This window comes from Xanthomarina sp. GH4-25 (genome assembly GCF_045363175.1).
GTDB lineage: Bacteria > Bacteroidota > Bacteroidia > Flavobacteriales > Flavobacteriaceae > Xanthomarina.
The window spans coordinates 139,098-165,209 of the sequence record NZ_JBJFLO010000006.1; the positions used below are offsets into that span (position 1 = coordinate 139,098).

Genomic DNA, 26,112 nt, shown 5'->3' on the forward strand with positions numbered 1-26,112 from the left:
AAAAGGTTGTTGTTTTTAAAAGTAATAAATGATTCATGTTTATTAAAAACGTCATTTAAACTCAAAAATACACTATTTCCATTGAAAAATATATTTAAATAAGTTTGAATGTTATCTAAAAATCAAATAAAATTAATAAGCAGTTTAAAACAGAAAAAATATAGACTTCAACATGGTTTTTTTGTTGCTGAAGGTGTTAAAGTTATTAACGAATTAATGGCTTCTAATTTTAAATTGCATCATATTTTCACAGTAAAATCATTCAAAATTGATGCCAATCTTGAAACCCTTATTTCAGAAGCAGAATTAAAAAAAATTAGCTTTCTTAGAACGCCAAATACTGCATTAGCAATTTTTAAAATACCAGAACAGCAACAGATAGAAGATAATCAATTAATAGTTGCTTTGGATGATGTTCGAGATCCAGGAAATTTAGGAACGATTATAAGACTCTGCGATTGGTTTGGAATTAAAGATTTGGTTTGTAATCTAGAAACAGTAGACTGTTATAACCCAAAAGTAATTCAAGCAACAATGGGTTCCATAACAAGAGTGAATATTACTTATTTAAACTTACAGACTTTTATAATAAACTCAAAAATGACCTCTTTTGGAACGTTTATGGATGGAGAAACTGTTTACAAAAAGCAGCTCCCTGAAAAAGGGATTCTAATTTTTGGTAATGAAGCTAATGGTATTTCTAAAGATATCGAGAATTTGGTTTCTGAAAAAATAACTATTCCTCGTTTTGGAAACCTTCAAGCAACCGAAAGCTTAAATGTTGCAACAGCAACAGCTATATTACTTAGTGAATTTAGAAGAAGTTAGTTGTTATTCGTTAATGGATTCTATCTAACAAAAGGTGCTATTGAAACGTGAAGTTAATAAACACACCACGTGTTTTCATAGTCGCAATGTTTCCAGTCCAAGGACTGTTTGGATCTGCATCTCTAACAAGCTCGTCGTTTATAGCAAATACACCACGAATCGAAGGCGTGAATTTAAAATAATATAAGTAAAAATCGATACCAAAACCTATTTCGTAGAAATACATATTTTTCTTAGTCCTAAACTTCCCAGCACTATTATCGTCTGGGTTGTCTTGATTACTAGATAAGTTTAAAGCAGTAGATAGGCCACCAACTATAAAAGGTTTAAAATTATTTAATCGCTTTGTTGAAAATTTTAATAACAAAGGCACATGAATGTAAGTCGATTTTACTTCTCTTTCTAGATCTGCTGGGGTGTGTTCTATGCCATTAAAATATTTTTCATCATACTCTAAAGTTCTAGTGGTAATACATAACCCTGGTTCAAGCCTTAAGTCTACGTAATCGTTAATACGTAAGTTTCCTACTAAACCAACATTAAACCCTGTTGTTTTTGCAACTTGTATATCTGGTTTGTCTTTAAAATAATCGAAATTAAAATCGTAGCTATTAAATCCAATAAAATAACCGTAACTCAATAACGCTTTATCAGCATTCTCATCGTTTAAAACTTTTTCTTTAGAAAACAGTTGAGCAGATACTGATTGGAAGATGCAAAAGAAAGTGATTAGAAAAAAAAGTTTTTTCATATTATTTTTTTGATGATGTATAAATGGTTGCAACCCCAAATGTTTGAGGTTTGTTTGTAACATTTATAAACCCAATTTCTCGTAAAATATTGTTTAAAGCTTCGCCATAAGGAAAAACAGAGGCAGAATCGCTTAAATATCTATATGCACTTTGATCTTTGGAAAATAGTTTTCCTATAATAGGCATAATGCTTTTAGTATATAAATTATAACCTTGTTTAAAAGGGGTTTTGGTTGGAACAGAAGTTTCTAAAATAACAAAAACTCCCTTTGGTTTTAATACCCGATAAATTTCAGCAAGACCTTTTTCTAAAGATTCAAAGTTTCTTACTCCAAAACCAACAGTAATAGCATCGAAAGTATTATTTTCAAATGGTAAATTTTCTGAGTCGCCAACAACCATTTCAATTTTATTCTCAAGTCCTTTTTTTAAAATTTTCTGTTTTCCAACATTTAGCATGCCTTCACTAATGTCTAAACCTATAATTTTTTTAGCGCTAGTTTCGGCTAAGTTTATAGCCATGTCACCAGTTCCAGTAGCAATATCTAACACCATTTCAGGTTGAGAACTTGCAACAATTTTAATAACTTTTTTTCGCCATTTAATATCTATTCCAAAAGAAATAACGCGATTTAATCCATCATATTCTTTAGAAATAGCATCAAACATTTTTGTTACTTGCTCCTTTTTTCCTAGATCACTGTCTTTATATGGCTTAACTTTTGTCAATGTGATATTTTTGCACAAACCTACATATTTATTTTTAATTTAAAATACTCAAAGAAACTCAAAATAGACATTAGTGGCTAATACATATCCTTTTTTTAAAAATAATGAATTTTTACTGAAAAATATTCAAGCAAAATGCTATTTAGTATCTTGAAATCATGGAATTATATGTCTTGAAATTTTATTAATCTATCTATTTTGCAGTATATTTGCCCTACTTTATTATTTGAAAACACATGAAAATAATTATTGCTGGAGCTGGTGAAGTTGGATTTCATTTAGCAAAATTATTGTCTTACGAATCTCAAGAAATTACCTTAATAGATACCAATAAAGAGAGTCTTACGTATGCAGACAATCATTTAGACATCAAAGTAATTAAAGGCGATGCAACATCTATTTCAGTTTTAAAAGACGCTAGAATTGAATCTAGCGATCTATTAATAGCAGTTACCTCTTCTGAAACTACAAACATAACCGTTTGTGTTTTAGCAAAACAGCTTGGATCTAAAAGAACCATAGCTAGAATTTCGAATACCGAATTAATTAATCATAAAGAAGAAATAGATTTCACCAAACTAGGAATAGACGAGTTAATTTCACCTGAAGCTTTAGCTGCATCAGAAATTGAATTGCTTTTAAATCAATCGGCTTTTAATGATAGTTATGAGTTTGAAGGTGGTGCTTTAACAATGGTTGGATTAAGCTTGTCTAGAACTGCTGCATTTGTTGGGAAAACGGTTCAGGAAGCTGCTAAAATATTTCCAGAAATTCATTTTGTACCAATAGCTATTCAACGCTTTGGAACACAATACACGATTATTCCAAGAGGAGATACACAATTTAAGGAAGGAGATAATGTCGTTTTTATTACCTCTGAAGGTGGTGGTCAAGAACTTTGTACACTTACGGGGAAAATCAATACTGAAATTAGAAATGTCATGATTCTGGGTGGAAGTAAAATTGGATATAAAACAGCTAGAGATTTAAGTAAATTTTATTCCAATGTCAAACTTATCGAAAAAGATAGAGATAGAGCATTCGACTTAGCCGATGAGCTATCCGATGTACTTGTAATTAATGGAGATGGTAGGAATGTCGATTTGCTCGATGAAGAAAGCCTCAAGGATATGGATGCCTTTATTGCCGTAACAGGAAATTCTGAAACCAATATCATGTCTTGTCTGGTAGCTAAATCCAAAGGTGTTAGAAAGACCATTGCATTGGTTGAAAATATGGATTATTTTGAATTATCTCATTCCATAGGAATAGATACTCTAATTAATAAAAAACTATTAGCAGCTAATAATATCTTTAGATATATTAGAAAAGGTGAAGTTATTGCTATGACAAAGCTTAATAACATGAATGCCGAGTTATTAGAGTTTCAAGTAAAGCCCACATCAAAAATTTGTAACAGATTAATTAAAGATGTCGATTTTCCAAGATCAGCAATTATTGGAGGTGTTATTAGAAACGGAAAAGGACATACAGCACTTGGAGATTTTAAAATTGGTGTTGCAGATAAAGTAGTTGTTTGTTGTTTGCCTAGGTCTATTAAACAAGTAGAAAAATTATTCCTATAATAAAAATCTGTGAAACTCAACTATAAAATAATATTTCATTTTTTAGGACTGCTTTTATTATTTAATGGTGGTTTTATGTTGTTGTCCTCTTTAATAAGTTTCATTTATAAAGACGGCGTAACTTCCAAACTTTTTATTTCTGGAGGATTAACTATATTGTTAGGTCTTACAGCCATGTACAATACCAAAGACCACAACAAAGAAATGAATAAACGTGAAGGTTATATTGTTGTAGCCTTTGGGTGGATTGTTATGGCGTTGTCTGGTACCATTCCTTATTTATTAACTGGGAGTATAACAAGTTTTACAGATGCTTTTTTTGAAACCATGTCTGGTTATACAACTACGGGAGCCACTATTTTAAATGATATTGAAATTGTTCCAGAGGGCGTTTTATTTTGGAGAAGTTTAACCCATTGGATTGGTGGTATGGGAATTATTGTTTTAGCCATAGCCATTTTACCATTACTTGGTATTGGAGGAATGCAAATGTTTGCAGCTGAAGCACCAGGCCCAAGTGCAGATAAATTACATCCAAGAATTACTGATACTGCAAAGCGTTTGTGGCTTATTTATTTTGGATATACTGTTGCAGAAACCATCCTGCTAAAAGTTGCAGGGATGTCTTTTTTCGATGCCATAAATCATTCTATGTGTACGTTATCCACTGGAGGTTTTTCAACTAAAAATGCCAGTGTTGCTTATTGGAATGGGCAACCTGTTATTCAGTATATTATTATTGTCTTTATGTTCTTGGCAGGAACTAATTTTGTGTTAAGTTATTTTGCCTTTAAAGGAAAAGTTCAAAAAATAATAAAAGATGAAGAGCTAAAACTATACTTTAAATTTATTGTAATTTTTACTGTTATAGCTTCACTAATTATTTATTTTAAAGCAGATCTATCTGAATCGTCCATCTATCATCCTATGGTTTGGGGTGAAGCAGAAAGTTCTTTTAGACATGCCTTGTTTCAAGTACTTTCCATAGTAACAACCACTGGTTTTGTAACAGCAGATTACACCTTGTGGACACCCTTTTTAATGGTGTTCTTTTTTGGACTCATGTTTTTAGGTGGTTCTGCAGGTAGTACCTCCGGTAGTGTTAAGGTCGTTAGGCATTTGATACTTATTAAAAACGGTTTTTTAGAATTTAAAAGAGCCTTGCATCCAAATGCTATTTTACCTGTTAGATATAATAACAAAGCAGTAACTGGAGATATTGTTTTTAATATCCTTGCTTTCTTTATACTTTATATGCTTTCCTTTATTGTTGGTGCATTAGTGTTCTCTATGTTTAATATAGATTTTATGTCGTCTATTGGACTTTCAGCGTCAAGTTTAGGAAATGTTGGTCCAGCTCTTGGTAATTTTGGTCCCGTAAACAACTATGCCGCATTGCCACCTCTTGGTAAATTATGGGCTTCTTTTTTAATGCTTATAGGACGTTTAGAATTATTTACGGTTCTTATTTTATTAACGCCTTTCTTTTGGCGTAATCGTTAATTATTCCTCATTTAGTTGTAACATTTTGTAAGTATTTACTACTTATATATAAAGCGCTTTTATAGATCGAAAACTGATGTTCTTTGAGTGTGACCTCAATACAAACTATCTTTTATATGTTATAGAATCAACATCGTAAACATGATTTGATTTGTTGTACTATTTTACTCGTTTCATTTTAAAAACTATTATTATGGGTGGAGAAGGATCAATGATGCAAATGATACATACTTTAAGAAATAATAAAAGTATGTTGACTAAAAGGAAAGATCGACGTGTTATTAATGGAAGTTATTCTGGTGAAAAACTTGAATTTAATAATACTTCAACTCAAGAAGATTTAATAAGAATAAGGTTAAGACTTCAAAAAGAAAGAAAACAAATGCTATTAAAAACAACCGTTATATTTAGTGTTTTTATGTGCTTATTATTGCGTGTGATTATGTACTTTTTTTAATAAAAAAATCCACTAGAAATAGTGGATTTGTGTTTTTATGAAGTGTTATTGACTACTAACTAACAGCTTCTTTAATGCGCTTTATAGCTTCAATAATTTGTTCTTGACTTGCAGCATAACTGATGCGAATACAATCTGGATTTCCAAAAGCTTCACCGGTAACGGTTGCAACTAGCGCTTCTTCTAAAAGATATAATGAAAAATCGGTTGCATTATTAATGGTTTTTCCTTTTAAGGTTTTCCCGAAGTAATAAGAGATGTTTGGAAACACATAAAAAGCACCTTCTGGAGTGTTGGTTTGAAAACCTTCAACTTCTGAAAGTAAATTTAATACCAAGTCTCTACGGATTTTAAATTCGTCAATCATGAATTTAACACGTGTAGGAGGTTCATTTAAAGCTGTAATAGTTGCACGCTGTGCAATACAATTGGCACCACTTGTAATTTGGCCTTGCATTTTATTGCAAGCACGAGCAATAACTTCTGGAGCTCCAATATACCCAATTCTCCAACCTGTCATAGCAAAAGCTTTCGAAACGCCATTTACTGTAACAGTTCTATCGAACATATCATCAAATTGAGCCATGCTTGCGTGACCCTCGGTTGTGAAATTGATGTGTTCGTAAATTTCATCTGAAACCACGTAGATATCTGGATACTTTTGAAGTACATCAGCCAAAGCACGTAACTCTTCGGTACTATACAAAGATCCACTTGGATTACAAGGAGAGCTGTACCAAATCATTTTTGTCTTTGGAGTAATAGCAGCTTCCAGTTGTTCTGGAGTCATTTTGAAATCGTTGTCAATAGATGTTTTTACTTCTACTGGAACACCTTCAAAAAGTTCAACAATATCAGCATAACTTACCCAATAAGGGCAAGGCAATATAACTTCGTCACCTTTATTTATTAATACAGAAGCCACATTTGCTAATGCTTGTTTTGCACCTGTAGAAACAACAATTTGAGGTAAGCTGTAATTTAAATTATTATCGCGTTTAAACTTGGTAATAATGGCTTCTTTTAATTCTACATATCCATCTACAGGAGAATAGGAATTATAATTTTCGTTGATGGCTTGAATAGCCGCATTTTTAATATAATCTGGTGTGTTAAAATCTGGCTCGCCAAGACTTAACCCAATAATGTCTTTTCCTTGTGCTTTAAGTTCTCTAGTCTTTGCTGCCATAGCTAAAGTAGCAGACGTTGACATGTTTAAAACTCTCTCTGAAAGTAGGCTCATGTTGGTTAGTTGTTTAATAGTGCAAATTAGTTTAGGCCATTGCAGGCTTTTTTCCTAATACTTTTAATTGTTGATAATGTTCAGCAATGGCTGTCCAAATAGAATTGTACTCATTGTATGGCAAGCTAAATTCATGTGCAGTCTCTTTAACAATTTTTGCTATATTTTTATAATGCACATGACTTATGTTTGAAAATAAATGATGCTCTACTTGTCTGTTTAAGCCTCCTGTATAGAATTCTACCAACCAACTTTTAGGCGAAAAATTAGATGTAGTAAATAATTGATGAATTGCCCAAGTGTTTTTCATGTTTCCATTTTCATCGGGTAATGGCATTTCTGTATTAGGCATCACGTGCGCTAATTGAAAAATAACACTTAGGATAATTCCAGCTGTATAATGCATGATTAGAAAGCCAATTAAAACTTGCCACCAAGCATAGCCTAAAGCCAACGGTAAAACTACCCAGATAGAATAATAAACTATTTTACCAATTATTAATTTGGTCCATTGCGTAGCTGGTTTCGGAAAATCTCCATAAGATAATTTCCTTTTTAAATACACATAGGTTTGTTTGAAATCTGTAGTAATTGCCCAATTAACAGTTAGTAATCCGTATAACAAAAAGGCATAGTATTTTTGAAATTGATGAATTTTCAACCATTTAGAATGTTTCGAAAAACGGATGATTCTTCCAGCATCAATGTCTTCGTCATGTCCTTGAATGTTTGTATATGTATGGTGTAAAACATTGTGTTGTACTTTCCAATTATAATCATTTCCAGCAAGAATATGGATGCTACTTCCCATTAATCTATTGACCCATTTTTTACTAGAAAAAGAACCATGGTTTGCATCATGCATCACATTCATGCCAACTCCAGCCATTCCAATTCCAATCACCATCATAGATATAATTTGCAACCAAGTTGGTAAATCTACAGTAAGTAATAAAACTAAAGGGCCAAGTAATAAGGTAAACATAACTATAGCTTTTATATATAGTTTCCAGTTACCTGTTTTTTTAATATTATTTTCTTTGAAATAGTTGTTAACACGTTTGTTTAGTGTCCTGAAAAATTTTGCAGAGTCTGTTCTAGAGAAAGTTAATGTTTGTTTTGTCATGCTATTATTTTTACTCAATAATCGAGATTTAAAATTGCTCCAAGGTTTTTCACGAAATTAAATCGCTAACCTAAATAATGCCTCAAGAGTTTTCTTGAGGAAGTTTATTATCATACAACGTTATAAATCGAGTATCATATATGGTGCCAAAGATAAATAATAATGATGTGTATCTTAATAAAGTTTTCATAAAAATGCACAATAATTTAGCTATTTTTGTGCAAAATTACATATTCATGCAACTAATACTTAAGTATTTTCCTAACCTTACCGACGATCAAATTGATAAATTTACCAAACTAGAAGGGTTGTATCAAGACTGGAATTTGAAAATAAATGTGGTGTCTCGAAAGGATATAGATGAATTATATTTAAGACATGTGTTGCATTCTTTAGCCATTGCTAAAGTTATAAACTTTAAGCCAGGATCTAAAATTATGGATGTAGGTACAGGAGGTGGATTTCCTGGAATTCCTTTAGCTATTTTGTTCCCTGAATGTTCTTTTCATTTGGTAGATAGTATTGCAAAAAAACTAAAAGTAGTAGATGAGGTAGTTGAAGGTCTCGGTTTAGAAAATGTAAAAACTACCAATAAACGTGTTGAAGAAATAAAGGGGAACTACGATTTTATTGTAAGTAGAGCTGTTGCTGCTATGCCAACTTTTGTGCACTGGGTAAAAGGGAAAATTGCCAAAAAACAGAATCATGAGTTAAAGAATGGTATTATATACTTAAAAGGTGGCGATTTAAGTGAAGAGCTTCAGAATTATAAAACAGCGACTATTTATAACATTACAGACTTCTTTCAGGAAGACTTTTTCGAAACAAAAAAAGTGGTGCATTTGCCTATGAAGTTTAGAGGGTAATCCTTAAAATAAATAGATTAAAAAGTAAAGCCTTCCAGTATTTGAAAGGCTTTACTTTTTTAATCGTAGTTCTTTTATTTTATAATCAGTTTTGTTTTTAAATTCAAATTAGTTTGGGTATCTACATTCAAGACATACATGCCAGAGGCTAAATGTATTGGTAGAGTTGTTCTGCTGCTAAGATCTGTATTCTGTTTGTAAACAAGCTTTCCTGTCATATCTACAATAGAAATACTGGCATCTTGATAATCTGTTGTACTAATTAAAGTCAGACTATTTGTAATTGGGTTTTGCTTTAGTTTAATATCGTCTTCAACAAAAGTATTATTTGAAACAGTTAAAGTATTGGTGTTTACAATTTCTTCCCAAGCAAATGTAACATTGTTTGGTGTTAGGGTAACATGACTTTCATTATTGTCTGGAATATACCAGTTTACAAAAGGTGTATTTGGGTTGGTGGTTGTTGTAGCGTCCCACGGTGTGTCTCCTGCTCCTAAATTTATATCTTGATACCAATCTGATGCTCCTCCATTAACCAATGCCATAGCGCTAACAGCAGGAATAAAATTAAAGTAATTGGTGCTTAAGCCAGCAAAAAACGCATCGATTGTTGGGTCGCCTCCAAAGTCGGCTGCTAATGCTCCTATGTCGAATAACCCCCCAGGTGCAGCATCTATGCCGTCTGAATATGCAGGGCCTCTAGCACTTTCATCCGTTTCTATGTCGCAAAAACAGATAAAAACAATGTCTATCCATACTTCACTAATTTTTGCAGTTGTATTGCTTTTAGGCGTTAACCAAGCGTCTAAATAAGCATCAGTTAAAACTGCAACGTTTTCAATAAATACATCTAAAACTTGCTGTCCAGCTGTTACAGGAGTATTATTTTTATTTAGATATGCTGCACCAATACCACTACCATTTATCAATGAGACATTTCGTGTGTCTTCTGGGTAGCCAGAAGTTGTTAAAGCATTCATTCTATTATAGAAAATGGGATTAAATGGATGAGCTTCAGGTAGAAGTTTTGTTGGATCGAAGTCTAGGTTGTTTCCACTTGCTAAATGCGCTTCATATTGGTCAAGTAGCATTTGTCTAGCTGCTCCAGATTTTAACATGCCTTCAACAACAGGTCTTATTGCTTCAATGCTATAATCGCCCAATGGTGTATCTAATCCATAACCTAAATAATTAAATAAATGTTGAAAACCAATTGGGACATTTGCCCCTAAATGTGGCGAGTCGAAAGACATCCAAAGCCTAGTTTCATGGTCTTGGTTTTGGTTTTCCATAAAGTTTAATGCATAACGAGAAATTAGACCTCCCATACTTGGGCCAATAACAACATTTTGTTCTGAGCCAATTTTTTGAGAATTGATAAGATTTATAACCTCTACTGTAGACATTGCGTTTCGTTCAATATAATCTGAGCCACCATCAATTAAAGTGCTTCCAGCATAATCTGCAGTGTCAATCACGCCATCGTTATTTACATCGGTAGAATTAGCCATAGATTGAAAAGAGCCATTAGATAAAATAAAATATTGAGGATGATTGATAATTACAATATCAAAATTTTCTTCATTTCGAATTCTAGTTCCAAGGTTCAGAGTATCTCCGGGACTTACTACATAGTTTAATAAATCATAGATGTCTGTCGTGTTTCTTGAATCTGCTGGGTCGAAACCGTCGATAAGAAAAATAGGTTTATCTAAAACATTGTCTGCTCCTAAAAACACTTCGTATTCTGCCATCCCAGCTGTGCTTACGGTTCCGCTATAAACACTTAAATCTGGAACATCTGTTGAGATAACTTCATTAACAATACGTTGATTATTTGCAGCATGAATATCAGAATTGTTAGATTGTATTTTAAGATTTGATGTTCTACTTATATTACTTCCATCTGAAAATTGAATTTGAAATTGGATGTGTTTATTGCCACCACTAATATAATTTACTTGGATTGGAGCGTTGAAATTTAGTGTTTGAAAACCTCTGCCATCATCAAAATCTGCTTTAACTTCAATAATGTTTTGTTGTGTATTGTTAAAATAAAAATCAGATTCCAGTTCAAAATTGGTTTTCAACCCCTTTTTAGTAATGCTTAAAGGAGCAATAATCGTTGAAGTGTTTTCTGTGAAAATGTATTCAGAAGTATTTCGTAAAACGGTAAGGTCTTCAATTCTAATTTTACCTTCGTTTAAAACTTGTTTGTTTAAAGATTCATATTCAGCATGTAGTAAACCAATTTTTATTGTTTCTGCATATGAAACCGTTTTTGTGAAATTTTGCAATTGTTTTACGGCAGAAAACCTATTTAACTCGTCGCTGTTAGATAGTTCTTTATAAGCTTGAATAAACGTGTACATGCCATTTTGTGAGTAGTTTTTTCCTATTGGTGAGAATGGTGAGGCGTTTTTAATAAATAGATCTGTTTTCATATCAGACTTATCAAGTTTTGAATAATCTAATGTTTGCATTTTTTGTGCAAATGAAAAAGTAGAAATGAATACAAATAAAAGGGTAATTTTTTTCATTGGAATTGGATTGATTAATAGCAAATAAAAAGACTTGTTTATACAATAAGTTCAATTTATTCTTCCAATTTAATGAAAATATAAAACCGATGAGCTAAAAGAGCAAAAAAAAACTCCCAAACAATGAGTTTGGGAGTTTTTAAATTCATATAATTTTAACCTAAGAAAGGATATCTGTAATCTACAGGAGTAACAAATGTTTCCTTAATCATTCTTGGAGAAACCCAACGCATTAAGTTTTGAGCAGAACCGGCTTTATCGTTAGTTCCAGATGCTCTTGCTCCACCAAATGGTTGTTGTCCTACAACAGCTCCTGTTGGTTTGTCGTTTATGTAGAAGTTTCCAGCACTATTTTGTAACGCTTCGGTTGCCTCTATAATTGCATAACGACAAGTAGATAAAACAGCACCAGTTAATGCATATTCACTAGTTTCATCAACCAGTTTTAAAGTTTCAGAAAATTTATTTTCATCATACACATAAATAGTGATAACAGGACCGAATAATTCGGTACACATGGTATCGTATTTAGGGTTAGTAGTCACAATAACAGTTGGTTCTATAAAGTAACCTTTAGATTTGTCGTAACCTCCTCCAGCAATAACTTCAGCATCAGTAGCTGCTTTAGCTTCGTCAATATATTTAGCTAATTTATCGAAAGAGCCTTCGTTAATAACAGCAGTAACAAAGTTGCTCAAATCTTCTGGAGATCCCATTTTGAAAGACTTAACATCTGCAATCACGTATTTTTTTACGTCTTCCCATATGTTGTTAGGGATATAAGCTCTAGATGCAGCACTACATTTCTGTCCTTGGAATTCAAAAGCGCCTCTAGAAATTGCTGTAGCAACTTGTTTCGCATTAGCTGATTTATGAGCAATAATAAAATCTTTTCCTCCAGTTTCACCTACAATTCTTGGGTAGGTTTTATAGTTTTCAATATTGTTTCCAATTTGTTTCCATAAATTCTGGAAAACAGGAGTCGATCCTGTGTAATGTAATCCAGAGAAGTGTGGGTTTGCCATAACAGTATCTGTAATCATTCCTGGATTTCCAAAAACAACATTAATAACACCATTTGGTACACCAGCTTCTTTAAAGACATCCATGATAACTTTAGCTGAATAAATTTGATTGTTACTTGGTTTCCAAACAACAACATTACCCATTAGTGCCATACAAGAAGGTAAATTTCCAGCAATAGCAGTAAAGTTAAAAGGCGTTACAGCATAGGTGAAACCTTCAAGTGGTCTGTATTCTACTCTGTTCCATGCATCGCTTGTGCTCTCTGGTTGTTCCATGTATATGTCTGTCATAAACTGAACATTAAAACGCAGGAAGTCTATCAACTCACAAGCAGCATCAATTTCTGCTTGATGTACTGTTTTAGATTGTGCAATCATGGTGGCAGCATTAATTTTTGCTCTGTAAGGACCTGCAATTAATTCGGCAGCCTTTAAAAAGATACCAGCACGTTGTTCCCATGGCATTTGCGACCAAGATTTTCTTGCTTCTAAAGCTGTAGCAATGGCTTCTTCTACATGAGATTTTTCCGCTAGATGATACGTTCCAACAATATGTTTATGATCGTGTGGAGGAGACATCGTTCTAGTGTTTCCAGTAGTAACGTCTTTTCCATTAATATACATTGGTACATCAACTTGACTGTTATACATTTCTTTATAAGCTTTTAATACAGCTTCTCTTTCCGGAGATCCTGGAGCAAAACTGTTAACAGGTTCGTTAACAGCAACTGGTACATTAAAAAATCCTTTTCCCATGATTGTATTTGTTTTGTAATTTGTAAAAAATTCAGGTGCAAAGGTACAATAATTTTGCCGATTTATAATTTTTTACAATCCTAAAGAGACGTTAAATTCTAGTTATTTTTTGTAAGTTGCTATCGCATTAACGGACTATGTTATTTATGTGTACAGTAACTTTAATACCATTAGGAAAGACTGATTTCCTGCTTACTTCAAATAGAGATGAAGCACCAAATAGAGAAACTCTTGAGCCTGATTTTTACTTAGAAAGAGGTGTGGGTCTTTTATACCCTAAAGACGTGTTAGCTGGAGGGACTTGGATTGGTTTAAGTAAAAGAAACAGATTGATTTGTTTGCTGAATGGTGGTTTCGCAGCATATAAAAGACAAGATAATTATAGGCTTAGCCGAGGTGTTGTAGTGAAAGATTTGTTGATTGCTTCTAATTTTTTAGAATTAATAGAAAGTTATAACCTGTTAGGAATTGAGCCGTTTACTATTGTATTAGTTGATTGGCAGGAAGAGTTGCATTTTTATGAGTTGGTTTGGGATGGCGTTGCAAAGCATATTAAAAAATTGCCTTTAGAACCTAACATATGGTCTTCGTCAACTTTGTATTCAAAAAACATGAAGCAAGCTCGGGTGGATTGGTTTGAAGCATTTAGAAATCAGTATGTGCTTAATTCAGAGTCTATTTGGGATTTTCATAACACTGCTGGAACTGGAAATCAAGATTTTGGGGTTATAATGAATAGAGGATTTGTAAAAACCACTAGTATTACACAGGTTGAAAAACAAGGGGGTAATTTAGAAATGCGATTTTTAAATCTTCAGAAAAATAAAATGTCTTCTACCACTTTTACTTCAGAAAAAACCAGCCATGATTAATTCAGGAATTATTATCACATTGGCATATCCAGAAACGGTTGTTAGGATTTCAGATGAATGGTATTTAAGGTATTTACATTATTTAGGAATTGGGAAAAAAAACTATGTTAGAGCTGGACATGCTGCCTTGGTTTTAATAGATAAAGAAACGGGAGTTTTGGAATATTATGATTTTGGTCGATATATTACATCTCAACCAAATGGACGTGTTAGAAGTAAAGTTACTGATTCCGAATTAGAGTTTCATTTGGTTGCAAAAATTAAAGAAGCGGCGATTGTAAATTTACATGAGATTTTAGAATACTTAGCTACCAATCCTAAACTGACTCATGGCAAAGGAACCATGTATGCTTCGGTTTGTAACTTAGTAGATTATAGATTGGCTAAAAATTATATTACTAACATGCAGGAAAAACAGTTTGTTAGATATGCTGTTTTTAAAAATGAAGCTAGTAATTGTGCTCGTTTTGTTACAGAAGTATTAATTGCTTCAGTTACCAATAGCTCCATTGTAAAAAGATTGCGTCGTTCTAAGTGGTTCACACCAAGTACTATTGGTAATGTGGTTATTTCAGCTTCAAATAAGAAAGTGTATCAATTAAGTGAGACAGGAAAGTTTATAAATAATAAAGTTTCGGTTAATAGAATTAATCGAGCTTGTTTTTTAGATACATTAAGGCAGCATGTGCCTAATTTAGAAGGAAACTTGTATCCCAAGCCTTTTGATCATGTTAAAGAATTTGCTCAATGGTTACCTGGAATAGGAGCAGGAGCTTGGTTTGAATTACGCGAGTCTCAAATAAAACAAGAATTTGTTTTTAGGCGTATTTCAGCTTTTGGACAAGTAGATGTTGAAACCATTTTTAAAGTGGAAAATAAGTCATTTAAATATAATAAAGACTTTGAATTTTTGCATCATTCTAATTGTAAGACTCTTTATATTAAACAAGAGGATGACATATTTAAATTTAATAGAATCTTAGAATAAATATTAATTAAGGGCAAATGGTGCGCTTAATTTAAAAGCAGGTATGGCAACATTAAACTTTTTAGAAGTTGTAAAATTTATCATGTTGTAATGTCCATACATGGCTCCAAAAGGAGAGGTTAACAAACAGCCAGAAGAATAAGTATGGGATTCGCCAGGTTCTAATACAGGTTTTTTACCTATAACACCTTCACCTGTTACAACTTCAACATTGTTTAAGGCATCTAAAATAGTCCATTCTCTAGCATGAAGTTGTACAGAGTCTTTACTTTGGTTTTCAATAGTTATTTTATATTCAAAAGCGAATTGTATTTTATAATTTTTATAAAATGTGCCTTCGAAAGAAGTTTCTACCGAAATTTTAATCCCTTTTGTTACTTGTTGAATCATTTACTAATAAGGTTTCAATGCATTGTAATATAGCAAAATTATAAAATAATTGTGTTAATAAAACAAATATTAAGATGATTGTTACTTAAAACAGGCTCTAATTCATAATATTTATGGAATTAGCCTCTCCAATTCCAATAAGTCTATCATATCTAGCACCTAAATCTCTATAGTAAACCAACACTTTATAATTATTGTCAGTTTCGTGAAAATTACCACTAATAGCCCCCTCGTCCAGGTGGTTCTTTTCGTCTACTAAAACATACTTATAGCTATAAAACCCTTGTTTTAATAAAATTTGTGCTTCGTATACACCACGATCACTATTAAAATGCATTTTATTAGTTTCTGTTAATTCATAATTATTAAAATTACCATAGACATAAATGTTTTTATTCATTATAGATTCATTTGGTAATAAAGAAAAATGTATCCATGCATAATCTGCTTCAATCCAAGGTTTTTCTGTATCTAAAGCTGTAATTACAAAATTCCCATTAATGTCTGGATTAAATGTGTAAGGTCTGTTAGCTCTAACTATATCTGTAAACAAAAAGTTGTTGTACAGGTCTTCTAAATCTATATACTGTATGGCAACATTGGCTCCACGAATATCTTTATTTTCGAAATTTAAATATTCATTCCCAGCCCAAAAACTAGATTCACTAATGTATTTATAGATTAATTCGTTTCCTAATGTGTATTGTGGTTTTAGATTTGAAATAGCAGTATTTAAATTGTTATTTTGAATAATTAGGGTCTTAACTGTTTCTGTAGGATTATTAAATAAAATACTTGAAGAAGATATATTGAGGTCTATGGTGTGTTTCTCATCGTAATATTTAACATCTCTAGATCTTCTAACTATAACCCCTACATCTGCTTGGTTTTCGTGAATCATGAATTTTCTTGAAAACACTAATTCGTCATAGTCATTATAGATTTCAAGCATATAATTACCGGATTTTTTTAAACCTCGAGTTCTATCGTTTGGTATGGTAAGATTATAATGTGAATATATTTGATAGGTATTAAACGAGTTTTCATAATGTCTAATCCGGTTGTTATCGTATCCAATCATAAACTCAGCTTTACTAAGATTGGATGGTTTCCAGTCGAAATCAAAATGAGCAATTTTATAATAAAAATCATCTTCACTCCCATTTAAAGCATCAAATTCTAAGACAATTCTGTCTCCTAGCTTTAAAATTGGTAATTGACTTTCTGGAGTTTTTCCACTAAAGATTACCGTTTTAATATAGTCGGGTGGAATTACTTCTTCGGCTTGACCATAAATTAAAAAAGGGAGTAAGAGTAATAAAATAGATTGTTTAATGCTTTGTGTCATTTTGAGTCTCATTAGTTGGGTAAAGATAAACAATTTTTGTGCCTAACTAATTTAAACTATTTAGAATAGATATAAATAACAAACTTCATAAAACTCTAGTATAAATTCATATAGAATTTAGTAAATTTGCACCGATTTTTAAGTCGATTAAAAATTATTAATCACATTTACTATTAACAAATAGATTTATAAATATGTCAAACGACATTAAGATTAAAAAAGGTCTGGACATTAAACTTAAGGGTGAAGCTGAAAAAGCAACAGAAAACGCTATAATTAGCAACTTCTGCACTTTGAGACCTGAGGACTTCCATGGAGTAATTCCAAAACTATTAGTGAAAGTTGGAGCTAAAGTAAAAGCAGGTGAACCTGTTTTTTACGATAAATCTAATGAAGCTGTAAAATTTGTTTCACCAGTTTCTGGTGAAATATTAGATATTCCTCGTGGAGAAAAAAGAAGAATATTAGCTATAAAAATTCAAGCTGATAAAGTACAATCGTTCCAAGATCATGGGGAATTTGATGTTAATTCTGCAAATGCAGATAGCGTTAAAGCTCATTTGTTAGCAACTGGATGTTGGCCATTTGTAAAACAACGTCCTTATGATGTTATTGCAAACCCAAATAAATCTCCTAAAGCGATTTTTATTTCAGGTTATGCAAGTGCACCATTAGCTGCAGATTTAGACTATACTTTAAAAGGTAAAGAAGCAGAACTTCAAGCTGCAATTACAGCATTAGGAAAATTAACAGAAGGTAAAGTGCATGTGTCTGTTGCAAAAAACGGGAACTCCCCTTTTTCTGGATTAACAGGTGTAACTTTACATAAGGTTTCTGGACCACACCCTTCTGGGAATGTAGGAACACAGATTAATAAAATTGACCCAGTAAATAAAGGAGAAGTAGTTTGGACTATAAATGCCCAAGACCTTGTTATTATTGGTGAATTATTATTAACTGGAAAATTCAATGCAGAGCGTATTGTTGCTTTAGTTGGATCTTCAATTAAGAAACCAAGATATTTTAGAACCAAAATTGGTAGTGAGATTGCGACGATGGTTTATGATAATGGCGTTGAAAAAGATGGTAACGACCGTATTATTTCTGGAAACGTCTTATCAGGAAAACAAGTAAAACCTGATGGTAATTTAGATTATTATAGCAATGTAATTACCGTTATCCCTGAAGGAGATGATTATGAGTTTTTTGGTTGGAACAAACCAGTTTTTAATAAAATATCACAATCAAGAGCGCTTACATTTTCATGGTTAACACCAAATAAAAAATTCGATTTAAATACCAATACAAATGGTGAACATAGAGCTTTTGTTTTAACTGGTAATTACGAAGAAGTTTTTCCTTTAGATATTTATCCATTGCAAATATTAAAAGCTTGTATGTATAGCGATTTAGATGAAATGGAAGCTTTAGGAATGTACGAAGTTGCACCAGAAGATTTTGCTTTAACAGAATTTGTTTGTGTGTCTAAGCAACCTCATCAAGAAATTATTAGAAAAGGATTAGACGTAATGATTAAAGAAATTGGATAATTATTCATTTTGTGAAGAGAAATGAAAAATAACATGTTATTCATTTTTTTCTTTTTAGAAGAAATGAAAATATTAAAAAAAGAACCATGGGTTTAAAAAGCACATTACATAATTTAAAAGAAAAGTATAAAGGAACCAAAATGGCTCCTGCGTTTAACGCACTTCATACTTTTTTATACTTACCAAATGAGACCACACATAATGGAACTCATATTAAAGTAGCAGACGATTTAAAACGTACCATGAACATAGTTATTATGGCTATGGTACCATGTTTAATCTTTGGGATGTTTAATGCTGGTTATCAGCATTTTGCAGCCTTCGGTACACCAGTAGAATTTTTGTCCTGGGATGCCTTCTACGTTGGATTGATAAAAATATTACCTCTAGTAATCGTTTCTTATGGTGTAGGTTTAGCCATCGAATTTTTATTCGCTGTTATAAACAAACATGAAGTTGAAGAAGGATACTTAGTTACTGGAATGTTAGTGCCTCTTATTGTACCAATCGATACACCACTTTGGATGCTTGCTGTTGCAATTGCCTTTGGTGTTGTTATTGGAAAAGAAGTTTTTGGAGGAACAGGAATGAATATCTTAAATCCTGCTTTAACCATACGTGCCTTTCTATTCTTTGCATATCCAACTTGGATGTCAGGAGATAAAGTATGGGTGCATGGAGCAGTAGAAAGAGATCAATTAATTGCAGCAGGAGAAAAACTGGACGCCATCTCTGGTGAAACAATACTAGGTTCTTTAGCTCAAGGGAAAGAAGTTGTCTATTCAATATCAGACATGTTCTACGGTTTTATACCTGGTTCGGTTGGAGAAACTTCCACGTTATTGATACTATTAGGAGGTTTGTTCTTAATATTCACAAAAATAGGAAGTTGGAGAATCATGTTATCCTCTGTTGTTGGAGCTTTAATAATGGGCTTAATATTTAATGGACTTGTTAATGCAGATATTATTTCAGAAGGAAGCAAATTTTATGGATTAATGAGTACACCATTTTGGGAGCATTTATTAATTGGAGGTTTTGCATTTGGAACCGTCTTTATGGCTACAGATCCTGTAACAGGTTCACAAACAAATAAAGGGAAATGGATTTATGGATTCTTAATTGGGTTTTTATCCATCATGATTCGTGTATTCAACCCTGCATATCCAGAAGGTGTTATGTTAGCTATATTGTTAATGAACGTATTTGCACCTACAATCGATCATTATGTGGTTCAAGGTAATGTGAAACAAAGAATGAAACGTCTTAAAGTTAAAAACGCATAATAATGGAAAAGAGAACAGATAAAAATTCATACACCATCATTTTTGCCATAGGTATGGTATTGGTTGTTGGTTCATTATTAGCTTATGCATCCTCATCACTAAAAGATAGGATTACAACTAATAGAGAATTAGAAAAGCAACAAAACATTTTGTATGCTATGGGAATCAATGAAAACGATGATAGCAATGCTATTTTTGTTTCAACTAAAGAAGCTCCAAAATTATTTTCAGAATACATTAAAAAGCAAATAGTTATTCAAGGTGATAATGTTACTGAAGATAACGAGGCTTATTTAATTGATGTTAAGAAAGAACAAACCAATGCAAAAGCAGGTAAAGAAAGAAGGTTACCGTTATTTATAGGTGAAAAAGAAGGGCTTACTTATTATATTGCTCCAATTAGAGGAAAAGGTCTTTGGGATGCAATATGGGCTTACATAGCTATGGATGAAAACATGGTTATACAAGGTGCTTTTTTCGACCATAAAGGGGAAACGGCTGGTCTAGGAGCTAACATCAATAAACGTTTCTTTATGGACGATTTTATTGGTGAAGATTTAAAGCATAATGGAAAATTTAAAGGAATAGCAGTTGCAAAAGGTAATGCAGACCCTTTAAACATAGATAAAACAGATAACGAGGTTGATGCAATAGCTGGAGCAACAATAACTGGAGATGGTGTTTCTGCCATGCTTAGAAGCGAGTTAAAATTGTATGTGCCTTATTTTGAAAACTTAAAAAACAAATAATTTATGGGACTTTTATCTAAAAAAGATGCCAAACTAATATTAGATCCTTTAGCAGATGATAATCCAATTACTATTCAAGTACTTGGTATCTGTTCTGCTTTAGCAATTACTGCAGAACTTCAAGCTTCTCTAGTAATGGCAATTTCAGTAATATTCGTACTTGGAGTCGGTAACGTTGTTATTTCTTTAATGCGAAATATTATTCCGTCTAAAATTAGAATTATCGTGCAACTAATCGTAGTGGCTACTTTAGTAATTATTGTAGATTTAGTATTAAAAGCTTTTGCATACGAATTAAGTAAAACCTTATCTGTGTTTGTAGGTTTAATAATTACCAACTGTATCATTATGGGACGTTTTGAAGCATTTGCTTTAGGAAATGGTCCTTGGCGTGCTTTTCTTGATGGTATTGGAAATGCTTTAGGATATGGTGTAATTTTGATTATTGTTGGATTCTTTAGAGAACTATTAGGTTCTGGAACATTATTTGGAATTCCAGTTTTAGGAGATCCAATTGCAAAAACAGGCTTATATGCAACTGGTTACGAAAATAACGGATTTATGATTATGCCTCCAATGGCGTTAATAGTTGTGGGAATTATTATTTGGGTACAACGTAGTAAAAACAAAGCATTAATAGAAGACTAAAATTAGTAATCAGTTGGCAGTCGCAGTAAGTAGTTACTGAACACTGAACACTGAATACTGAACACTAGAAAAAAATGGAACATATAGAATTATTTTTCAAATCAATATTTATAGATAACATGGTATTTTCAGTATTCCTGGGAATGTGTTCTTACCTTGCTGTATCCAAAAAAGTAGCTACTGCAGTTGGATTAGGAGCAGCAGTTATCTTTGTATTAGCTATTACAGTACCATTAAACTGGTTACTAGATCAATATTTATTACAACCAGGAGCTTTAAAATGGTTAGGTGCAGAATATGCAGATTACGATTTAAGCTTCCTTTCGTTTATTATGTTTATTGCTACCATCGCTACTATGGTGCAATTAGTAGAGATAATTGTTGAGAAATTTTCTCCTTCATTATATAACTCTCTAGGTATTTTCTTACCATTAATTGCTGTAAACTGTGCCATCTTAGGTGGTTCATTATTTATGCAATCAAGAGAGATAGCTACTTTAGGATTAGCAACAACTTACGGTATTGGTTCTGGAATTGGATGGTTTTTAGCAATTCTTGCAATTGCAGCGATTCGTGAAAAAATTAGATACTCAAATGTGCCAGCTCCATTAAGAGGATTAGGAATCACATTTATAATTACAGGTTTAATGGCTATTGGTTTTATGAGCTTTGGAGGCATGCTAACTGGAGGTGACGAAGAAGTAGAAACTGAAGTGAAAACAGCCGTTGTAAAGCCTGTTGTTGAACAAGAAGAAAATAAAACAGAAGCATTAGCTGATAACACACTAAAAGTAATTGAATAGCATGATAGTATTAGCAGCAAGTACATTAGGAACAATCATAATAACCGTAATCGCTTTCTTAATAATTACATTGTTATTAGTTACATTATTATTGGTTGTAAAACAAAAATTATCACCTTCAGGTCCCGTAAAGATCTTAATAAATGGTGAAAGAGAAATTGAGGTTGGCTCTGGAGATAGTTTGTTATCTACATTAGGGTCTCAAAAAATATTCTTACCATCGGCTTGTGGTGGTGGTGGAACATGTATTCAATGTGAATGTCATGTGCTTTCAGGTGGAGGCGAAGCACTTCCTACTGAAACCCCTCATTTTACACGTAAAGAATTACAACATGGAGCACGTTTGTCTTGTCAGGTAAAAGTGAAACAAGACATGGAAATTACCATTCCAGAAGAAGTTTTCGGGATTAAAAAATGGGAAGCAACCGTAGTTCGTAATTATAACGTAGCCTCATTTATTAAGGAATTTGTAGTTGAAATCCCTGAAGATATGGGTTATAAAGCTGGTGGTTATATTCAAATTGAAATTCCTCCTTGCGAGATTAAGTTTCAAGATATGGATATTACTGCCCATCCTGAAGAACACGAAACTCCAGATAAATTTCAAGCTGAATGGGATAAATTTAAACTTTGGCCATTAGTAATGAAAAACACTGAGACTGTTGAAAGAGCTTATTCCATGGCTTCTTATCCTGCCGAAGGACGAGAAATTATGTTAAACGTTCGTATTGCAACTCCTCCTTTCGATCGTGCTAAAGGTGGATGGATGGATGTCAATCCTGGGATTGCATCTTCATATATATTTAACCAAAAACCAGGAGACAAAGTAACTATTTCCGGTCCTTATGGTGAGTTCTTTATCAATGAGTCTGAAAGCGAGATGCTTTATGTTGGAGGTGGAGCAGGAATGGCACCTATGCGTTCGCATTTATACCACTTATTCAAAACCTTAAAAACAGGTAGGAAAGTAACGTATTGGTATGGTGGACGTTCGAAACGCGAGTTATTCTACTTAGAACACTTTGCTGAATTAGAGAGAGACTTCCCTAACTTTAAGTTCTATTTAGCATTATCTGAGCCAATGCCAGAAGACAACTGGAAAGTTAAAGAAAATATTGATGCTCCAGGAGATGGGTTTGTAGGGTTTATTCATAACTGTGTAATTGAAAACTATTTAAATCATCATGAAACTCCAGAGGATATCGAATTGTATTTCTGTGGACCACCATTAATGAACCAGGCTGTTCAGAAAATGGGTGAAGATTTTGGCATTCCAGATGAGCATATTCGATTTGATGACTTTGGTGGCTAGGCGATAATCACTATTTATATTATAAATATCATTCTGAGCTTGTGCGAAGAATATATAATACAAAAATAAACCCAACACGAAAGTGTTGGGTTTTTATTTTAACATACTTTAGTTAGATGTTTTGTTATTTCTATTTTGTCAAGTTATCCCATAATGAGATTCTTCGTTGCTTATAGCTTATCTTGAGCGACAGTAGAATAGCTATGTCGGAATAACAAGTTGTTTATTATATGTTCAAAAGAGATTGTATATTTTTATAATGAAATTGATTATTGTTTATCAACATTAATTTCTAGATTAATCAATTTAAGTATTGTTACATTTTGTGCTCTTACTTGGTTTAGTTCTAAAACAGCTTCTCTAATTCGAGCATATCTGTTAGAGATATAATCTTCAAAAAGAGGGTCTTGTATAAGACTTTTATAATCCGATTGAAATTTACTTTTTCCTAATTCTGCTCTGTCAGCACTTCTATAATCTACATTTCTAATGTGTTTTTCTAATACTTTCTCATTCCACCTAGTATTATGTGCACGATTTTCATTTTCTTTAGCATCAGCTACAACGTCTTGCCAATTGTAAATTAATATTTTTAAACTATCATTATGGATTAAATTAATATCTCCAGAAGACACACCAGATCTTAAGGCACCGTTTAAGGGGTCAAAAGTCCAAGTCCAACTTGAGTTTTGAATTAATATTCTCAATGAGTCTCTATGCCAATTTTTTATTTTTGATGCATCAAGATGTAATAATTTTAATGAATTTTTAACAGCTAAATTGTCATAGTAAAGTACAGAATCTAGTTGTAATAAGTTAAGTTTAAACTCCGATTGTAAAGATTTAAGTAAGGCATTTTTTCTATGAAATGCCTTTCTGTTTTCATTCCAATCATTAACTTGAAGCGCAATCAAAATTCCAATCACTACAAGAATAATTTCGCCTATGGCGTATTTAAGATACTTGCCTGTTTTCCCTTTTTGCATTAGGTTGTATCGTATTTTTCTAAAAAATTTAATCATTAGAAATTGTTATTAATTTTATTTTAATACCCAATGGCTCCACCTTCTGGACGAGAAGAATCCGAAGCTCCAGTAATTATATTGTTTTCTGGATTTATTGTAATTCCCATTAAGGCGCCTAAATAGCTTGTTGCTTTTAATGAATGTCCCATAGCTTCTAATGCCTTTCTTGTATCTGGAGACATTAAATCAACTTCATAAGTAAGAACATCTGGTAACCATTGATGATGAATTTTCATAACTTCAATAGCTTTATCAATAGGCATATTAAATTCTAAAACATTTAGAGTGGTTTGAAAAACCGTATTGATAATGGTTCGTCCTCCAGGACTTCCAATAATTAAATATGGTTTGCTATCTTTTGCAACAATAGTAGGAGTCATACTGGAAAGCATACGTTTTTCTGGAGCTATTAAATTAGGTTTTGTACCAATTAACCAGCCTGAGTCTGTAAAACCAGGAATTGGATTAAAGTCTCCCATTTCATTATTAAATATAAAGCCAAGATCTTTGGAACCCATTTTAACACCATACCAATTTTCTAATGTGTAAGTAAGTGAAACAGCATTTCCGTCTTTATCGATTACCGAAAGATGGGTGGTGTTTTTGCCATCGTAAATTTGTCCAAATTTAGTAGAGTCGCTAACTGAAGCTTTTGCCAAATTTATATTTTCAAACCTATTTTTAGCATGTTCTTTAGATGTTAATCTATCTAATGGCATATCGAGATTAAAATCTGGATCACCTAAAAATTCAGCTCTATCTGCAAAAGTTCTACGCATGGCTTCAGCAAGTATGTGAACATATTCGGTTGAATTAAATTCAATATTATTCCAATCAACTAATTCCATAAGGTTCATCATTTCAATAAGTGCTACACCTCCAGAACTTGGTGGAGGCATACCATAAATATCATAACCTTTGTAAGTACCTTTTATGGGTTCACGCTCTATAGCATCATACTTAGCTAAATCCTCTCTTGTAATAACACCTCCATTAGCAGCCATGTAATCTTCAATTTTCTTTGCGACTTCACCTTTATAGAATCCATCTCGTCCATGGTCTCTAATTTGTTTTAAAGTATTGGCTAAAGCAGGTTGCTTCCATATGTCTCCTGGTTGAGATATTTCCCCCTTTTCGTTATTAAAATAGGTTGTCATAAAAGGGAATTCATCTGCTTTACTTCTAAAATATAATGCTTCACCATACAAAGTCCAATTGAATTCAAATCCGTTTTCGGCTAATTTAATAGCAGGTTGTACTAAGTCCTTCCAGGGCAATTTCCCATATTTCTGATGTGCTAAATACAAGCCAGCAACTGTGCCAGGAACACCTACGGCTAATAAACCTTTATGATTACTGTCGTCTTTAATTTTGCCGTTTTTATCTAAAAACATGGTTTCTGTAGCAGCTAAAGGTGCTTTCTCTCTAAAGTCTATGGTTGTTGTTTTTCCTTCAGAATTCATAAAAACTATAAAGCCACCACCACCTATATTTCCAGCTGTTGGATGCGTAACAGCCAAAGTAAATGCCGTTGCAATACTTGCATCAACAGCATTGCCTCCTTGTTTTAAGATATCAACTCCTGTTTGAGAAGCTATTTTACTTGCAGTAACCACCATGCCGTTTTTGGCATAGGATTGTGCAAATGAAATGGATGAATTGACGACAAGAAAGAGGCCAAATAATAGTGTGAAATGAGGTTTTATAGTTGTTTTCATTGTAGTTGGATT

General features: G+C 32.6%; 23 protein-coding genes. 13 read left to right on the plus strand and 10 right to left on the minus strand.

Going from position 1 to position 26,112, the window contains the following annotated elements; translation table 11 throughout:
* The first annotated feature begins 108 nt into the window (after window positions 1-108).
* Window positions 109-828 (plus strand): RNA methyltransferase, encoded by a 720-nt coding sequence (locus tag ACI5KZ_RS10295; protein WP_109308555.1) that lies wholly within the window; start codon window positions 109-111, stop codon window positions 826-828.
* A 37-nt stretch (window positions 829-865) separates the two neighbouring features.
* On the opposite strand, the gene ACI5KZ_RS10300 is transcribed toward ACI5KZ_RS10295, so the two are convergent.
* Together ACI5KZ_RS10300 and ubiE are read right to left on the minus strand one after the other, a co-directional pair.
* Window positions 866-1,579: a porin family protein gene (locus ACI5KZ_RS10300; RefSeq protein ID WP_109308556.1), complete on the minus strand. Its 714-nt coding sequence runs from the start codon at window positions 1,577-1,579 to the stop codon at window positions 866-868.
* A gap of 1 nt (window position 1,580) precedes the next feature.
* Window positions 1,581-2,309, minus strand: coding sequence for a bifunctional demethylmenaquinone methyltransferase/2-methoxy-6-polyprenyl-1,4-benzoquinol methylase UbiE (gene ubiE, locus ACI5KZ_RS10305; protein ID WP_406847588.1), 729 nt, complete (start codon window positions 2,307-2,309; stop codon window positions 1,581-1,583).
* A 236-nt stretch (window positions 2,310-2,545) separates the two neighbouring features.
* On the opposite strand from ubiE, the gene trkA reads away from it, so the two are divergent.
* The 3 genes from trkA (at window position 2,546) to ACI5KZ_RS10320 (ending at window position 5,855) form a co-directional block, all read left to right on the plus strand.
* Window positions 2,546-3,895, plus strand: a complete 1,350-nt coding sequence (trkA, locus tag ACI5KZ_RS10310) for a Trk system potassium transporter TrkA (protein ID WP_109308558.1) — start codon at window positions 2,546-2,548, stop codon at window positions 3,893-3,895.
* Window positions 3,896-3,904: 9 nt separating this feature from the next.
* Window positions 3,905-5,398 (plus strand): TrkH family potassium uptake protein, encoded by a 1,494-nt coding sequence (locus tag ACI5KZ_RS10315; RefSeq protein ID WP_109308559.1) that lies wholly within the window; start codon window positions 3,905-3,907, stop codon window positions 5,396-5,398.
* Between the two features lie 193 nt (window positions 5,399-5,591).
* A complete protein-coding gene (locus ACI5KZ_RS10320) occupies window positions 5,592-5,855 on the plus strand; it encodes a hypothetical protein (RefSeq protein WP_109308560.1) in 264 nt (87 codons plus the stop codon).
* 55 nt (window positions 5,856-5,910) lie between these two features.
* Here ACI5KZ_RS10320 and ACI5KZ_RS10325 read toward each other — a convergent pair whose 3' ends face one another.
* Both ACI5KZ_RS10325 and ACI5KZ_RS10330 read right to left on the minus strand, forming a co-directional pair.
* Window positions 5,911-7,098 carry a pyridoxal phosphate-dependent aminotransferase gene (locus tag ACI5KZ_RS10325; protein ID WP_406847589.1) on the minus strand — a complete coding sequence of 396 codons (1,188 nt, stop codon included), beginning with the start codon at window positions 7,096-7,098 and terminating at the stop codon, window positions 5,911-5,913.
* A 31-nt stretch (window positions 7,099-7,129) separates the two neighbouring features.
* Complete coding sequence (locus tag ACI5KZ_RS10330) at window positions 7,130-8,224, minus strand: fatty acid desaturase family protein (RefSeq protein ID WP_406847590.1); 1,095 nt, start codon at window positions 8,222-8,224, stop codon at window positions 7,130-7,132.
* A 236-nt stretch (window positions 8,225-8,460) separates the two neighbouring features.
* Between ACI5KZ_RS10330 and rsmG the strand changes: the two genes are divergently transcribed.
* The gene (gene rsmG / locus ACI5KZ_RS10335) at window positions 8,461-9,090 is read left to right on the plus strand and encodes a 16S rRNA (guanine(527)-N(7))-methyltransferase RsmG (protein WP_406847591.1); all 630 of its coding nucleotides are present in this window, start codon (window positions 8,461-8,463) and stop codon (window positions 9,088-9,090) included.
* Between the two features lie 74 nt (window positions 9,091-9,164).
* On the opposite strand, the gene ACI5KZ_RS10340 is transcribed toward rsmG, so the two are convergent.
* Window positions 9,165-11,630 carry a T9SS type A sorting domain-containing protein gene (locus ACI5KZ_RS10340; protein WP_406847592.1) on the minus strand — a complete coding sequence of 822 codons (2,466 nt, stop codon included), beginning with the start codon at window positions 11,628-11,630 and terminating at the stop codon, window positions 9,165-9,167.
* A gap of 155 nt (window positions 11,631-11,785) precedes the next feature.
* The gene (pruA, locus tag ACI5KZ_RS10345; protein WP_109308564.1) at window positions 11,786-13,411 is read right to left on the minus strand and encodes an L-glutamate gamma-semialdehyde dehydrogenase; all 1,626 of its coding nucleotides are present in this window, start codon (window positions 13,409-13,411) and stop codon (window positions 11,786-11,788) included.
* Between the two features lie 146 nt (window positions 13,412-13,557).
* Here pruA and ACI5KZ_RS10350 point away from each other — a divergent pair, with 146 nt between their 5' ends.
* Both ACI5KZ_RS10350 and ACI5KZ_RS10355 read left to right on the plus strand, forming a co-directional pair.
* Window positions 13,558-14,283: an NRDE family protein gene (locus ACI5KZ_RS10350; protein WP_406847593.1), complete on the plus strand. Its 726-nt coding sequence runs from the start codon at window positions 13,558-13,560 to the stop codon at window positions 14,281-14,283.
* Window positions 14,276-15,271 carry a DUF6695 family protein gene (locus ACI5KZ_RS10355; RefSeq protein WP_109308565.1) on the plus strand — a complete coding sequence of 332 codons (996 nt, stop codon included), beginning with the start codon at window positions 14,276-14,278 and terminating at the stop codon, window positions 15,269-15,271. Before ACI5KZ_RS10350 ends, ACI5KZ_RS10355 begins: the two co-directional genes overlap by 8 nt.
* A 3-nt stretch (window positions 15,272-15,274) precedes the next feature.
* On the opposite strand, the gene apaG is transcribed toward ACI5KZ_RS10355, so the two are convergent.
* Together apaG and ACI5KZ_RS10365 are read right to left on the minus strand one after the other, a co-directional pair.
* On the minus strand, window positions 15,275-15,661 hold the full coding sequence (gene apaG / locus ACI5KZ_RS10360) for a Co2+/Mg2+ efflux protein ApaG (RefSeq protein WP_109308566.1): 387 nt from the start codon (window positions 15,659-15,661) through the stop codon (window positions 15,275-15,277).
* Between the two features lie 97 nt (window positions 15,662-15,758).
* Entirely contained in the window at window positions 15,759-17,009 is a 1,251-nt protein-coding gene (locus tag ACI5KZ_RS10365) for a DUF5103 domain-containing protein (RefSeq protein WP_109308567.1), read from the minus strand.
* Window positions 17,010-17,203: 194 nt separating this feature from the next.
* On the opposite strand from ACI5KZ_RS10365, the gene ACI5KZ_RS10370 reads away from it, so the two are divergent.
* The 6 genes from ACI5KZ_RS10370 (at window position 17,204) to nqrF (ending at window position 23,357) form a co-directional block, all read left to right on the plus strand.
* Window positions 17,204-18,559 carry a Na(+)-translocating NADH-quinone reductase subunit A gene (locus ACI5KZ_RS10370; protein ID WP_406847594.1) on the plus strand — a complete coding sequence of 452 codons (1,356 nt, stop codon included), beginning with the start codon at window positions 17,204-17,206 and terminating at the stop codon, window positions 18,557-18,559.
* 86 nt (window positions 18,560-18,645) lie between these two features.
* Window positions 18,646-19,845, plus strand: a complete 1,200-nt coding sequence (locus ACI5KZ_RS10375; protein WP_109308569.1) for an NADH:ubiquinone reductase (Na(+)-transporting) subunit B — start codon at window positions 18,646-18,648, stop codon at window positions 19,843-19,845.
* A 2-nt stretch (window positions 19,846-19,847) separates the two neighbouring features.
* Entirely contained in the window at window positions 19,848-20,594 is a 747-nt protein-coding gene (locus ACI5KZ_RS10380; protein ID WP_406847595.1) for a Na(+)-translocating NADH-quinone reductase subunit C, read from the plus strand.
* Window positions 20,595-20,597: 3 nt separating this feature from the next.
* The gene (locus ACI5KZ_RS10385; protein WP_109308571.1) at window positions 20,598-21,242 is read left to right on the plus strand and encodes an NADH:ubiquinone reductase (Na(+)-transporting) subunit D; all 645 of its coding nucleotides are present in this window, start codon (window positions 20,598-20,600) and stop codon (window positions 21,240-21,242) included.
* A gap of 74 nt (window positions 21,243-21,316) precedes the next feature.
* Window positions 21,317-22,045 carry an NADH:ubiquinone reductase (Na(+)-transporting) subunit E gene (gene nqrE, locus ACI5KZ_RS10390; RefSeq protein WP_109308572.1) on the plus strand — a complete coding sequence of 243 codons (729 nt, stop codon included), beginning with the start codon at window positions 21,317-21,319 and terminating at the stop codon, window positions 22,043-22,045.
* 4 nt (window positions 22,046-22,049) lie between these two features.
* On the plus strand, window positions 22,050-23,357 hold the full coding sequence (nqrF, locus tag ACI5KZ_RS10395) for an NADH:ubiquinone reductase (Na(+)-transporting) subunit F (protein WP_109308737.1): 1,308 nt from the start codon (window positions 22,050-22,052) through the stop codon (window positions 23,355-23,357).
* Window positions 23,358-23,626: 269 nt separating this feature from the next.
* Here the strand turns inward: nqrF and ACI5KZ_RS10400 are convergent, their stop codons facing one another.
* Window positions 23,627-24,343: a DUF6090 family protein gene (locus ACI5KZ_RS10400; protein WP_406847596.1), complete on the minus strand. Its 717-nt coding sequence runs from the start codon at window positions 24,341-24,343 to the stop codon at window positions 23,627-23,629.
* A 59-nt stretch (window positions 24,344-24,402) separates the two neighbouring features.
* Complete coding sequence (gene ggt / locus ACI5KZ_RS10405) at window positions 24,403-26,100, minus strand: gamma-glutamyltransferase (RefSeq protein ID WP_406847597.1); 1,698 nt, start codon at window positions 26,098-26,100, stop codon at window positions 24,403-24,405.
* Window positions 26,101-26,112 lie beyond the last annotated feature (12 nt).

What these genes read in the sequence shown, in the direction of transcription:
- pruA (WP_109308564.1), bottom strand. Translation starts at nt 13,411, where the DNA reads ATGGGAAAAGGATTTTTTAATGTACCAGTTGCTGTTAACGAACCTGTT.
- ACI5KZ_RS10300 (WP_109308556.1), bottom strand. Translation starts at nt 1,579, where the DNA reads ATGAAAAAACTTTTTTTTCTAATCACTTTCTTTTGCATCTTCCAATCA.
- ACI5KZ_RS10295 (WP_109308555.1), top strand. Translation starts at nt 109, where the DNA reads ATGTTATCTAAAAATCAAATAAAATTAATAAGCAGTTTAAAACAGAAA.
- ACI5KZ_RS10330 (WP_406847590.1), bottom strand. Translation starts at nt 8,224, where the DNA reads ATGACAAAACAAACATTAACTTTCTCTAGAACAGACTCTGCAAAATTT.
- ACI5KZ_RS10355 (WP_109308565.1), top strand. Translation starts at nt 14,276, where the DNA reads ATGATTAATTCAGGAATTATTATCACATTGGCATATCCAGAAACGGTT.
- rsmG (WP_406847591.1), top strand. Translation starts at nt 8,461, where the DNA reads ATGCAACTAATACTTAAGTATTTTCCTAACCTTACCGACGATCAAATT.
- ACI5KZ_RS10375 (WP_109308569.1), top strand. Translation starts at nt 18,646, where the DNA reads ATGGGTTTAAAAAGCACATTACATAATTTAAAAGAAAAGTATAAAGGA.
- ACI5KZ_RS10340 (WP_406847592.1), bottom strand. Translation starts at nt 11,630, where the DNA reads ATGAAAAAAATTACCCTTTTATTTGTATTCATTTCTACTTTTTCATTT.
- apaG (WP_109308566.1), bottom strand. Translation starts at nt 15,661, where the DNA reads ATGATTCAACAAGTAACAAAAGGGATTAAAATTTCGGTAGAAACTTCT.
- ACI5KZ_RS10350 (WP_406847593.1), top strand. Translation starts at nt 13,558, where the DNA reads ATGTGTACAGTAACTTTAATACCATTAGGAAAGACTGATTTCCTGCTT.
- ggt (WP_406847597.1), bottom strand. Translation starts at nt 26,100, where the DNA reads ATGAAAACAACTATAAAACCTCATTTCACACTATTATTTGGCCTCTTT.
- ACI5KZ_RS10370 (WP_406847594.1), top strand. Translation starts at nt 17,204, where the DNA reads ATGTCAAACGACATTAAGATTAAAAAAGGTCTGGACATTAAACTTAAG.
- ACI5KZ_RS10400 (WP_406847596.1), bottom strand. Translation starts at nt 24,343, where the DNA reads ATGCAAAAAGGGAAAACAGGCAAGTATCTTAAATACGCCATAGGCGAA.
- ACI5KZ_RS10320 (WP_109308560.1), top strand. Translation starts at nt 5,592, where the DNA reads ATGGGTGGAGAAGGATCAATGATGCAAATGATACATACTTTAAGAAAT.
- ACI5KZ_RS10385 (WP_109308571.1), top strand. Translation starts at nt 20,598, where the DNA reads ATGGGACTTTTATCTAAAAAAGATGCCAAACTAATATTAGATCCTTTA.
- trkA (WP_109308558.1), top strand. Translation starts at nt 2,546, where the DNA reads ATGAAAATAATTATTGCTGGAGCTGGTGAAGTTGGATTTCATTTAGCA.
- nqrE (WP_109308572.1), top strand. Translation starts at nt 21,317, where the DNA reads ATGGAACATATAGAATTATTTTTCAAATCAATATTTATAGATAACATG.
- ACI5KZ_RS10365 (WP_109308567.1), bottom strand. Translation starts at nt 17,009, where the DNA reads ATGACACAAAGCATTAAACAATCTATTTTATTACTCTTACTCCCTTTT.
- ACI5KZ_RS10380 (WP_406847595.1), top strand. Translation starts at nt 19,848, where the DNA reads ATGGAAAAGAGAACAGATAAAAATTCATACACCATCATTTTTGCCATA.
- ACI5KZ_RS10325 (WP_406847589.1), bottom strand. Translation starts at nt 7,098, where the DNA reads ATGAGCCTACTTTCAGAGAGAGTTTTAAACATGTCAACGTCTGCTACT.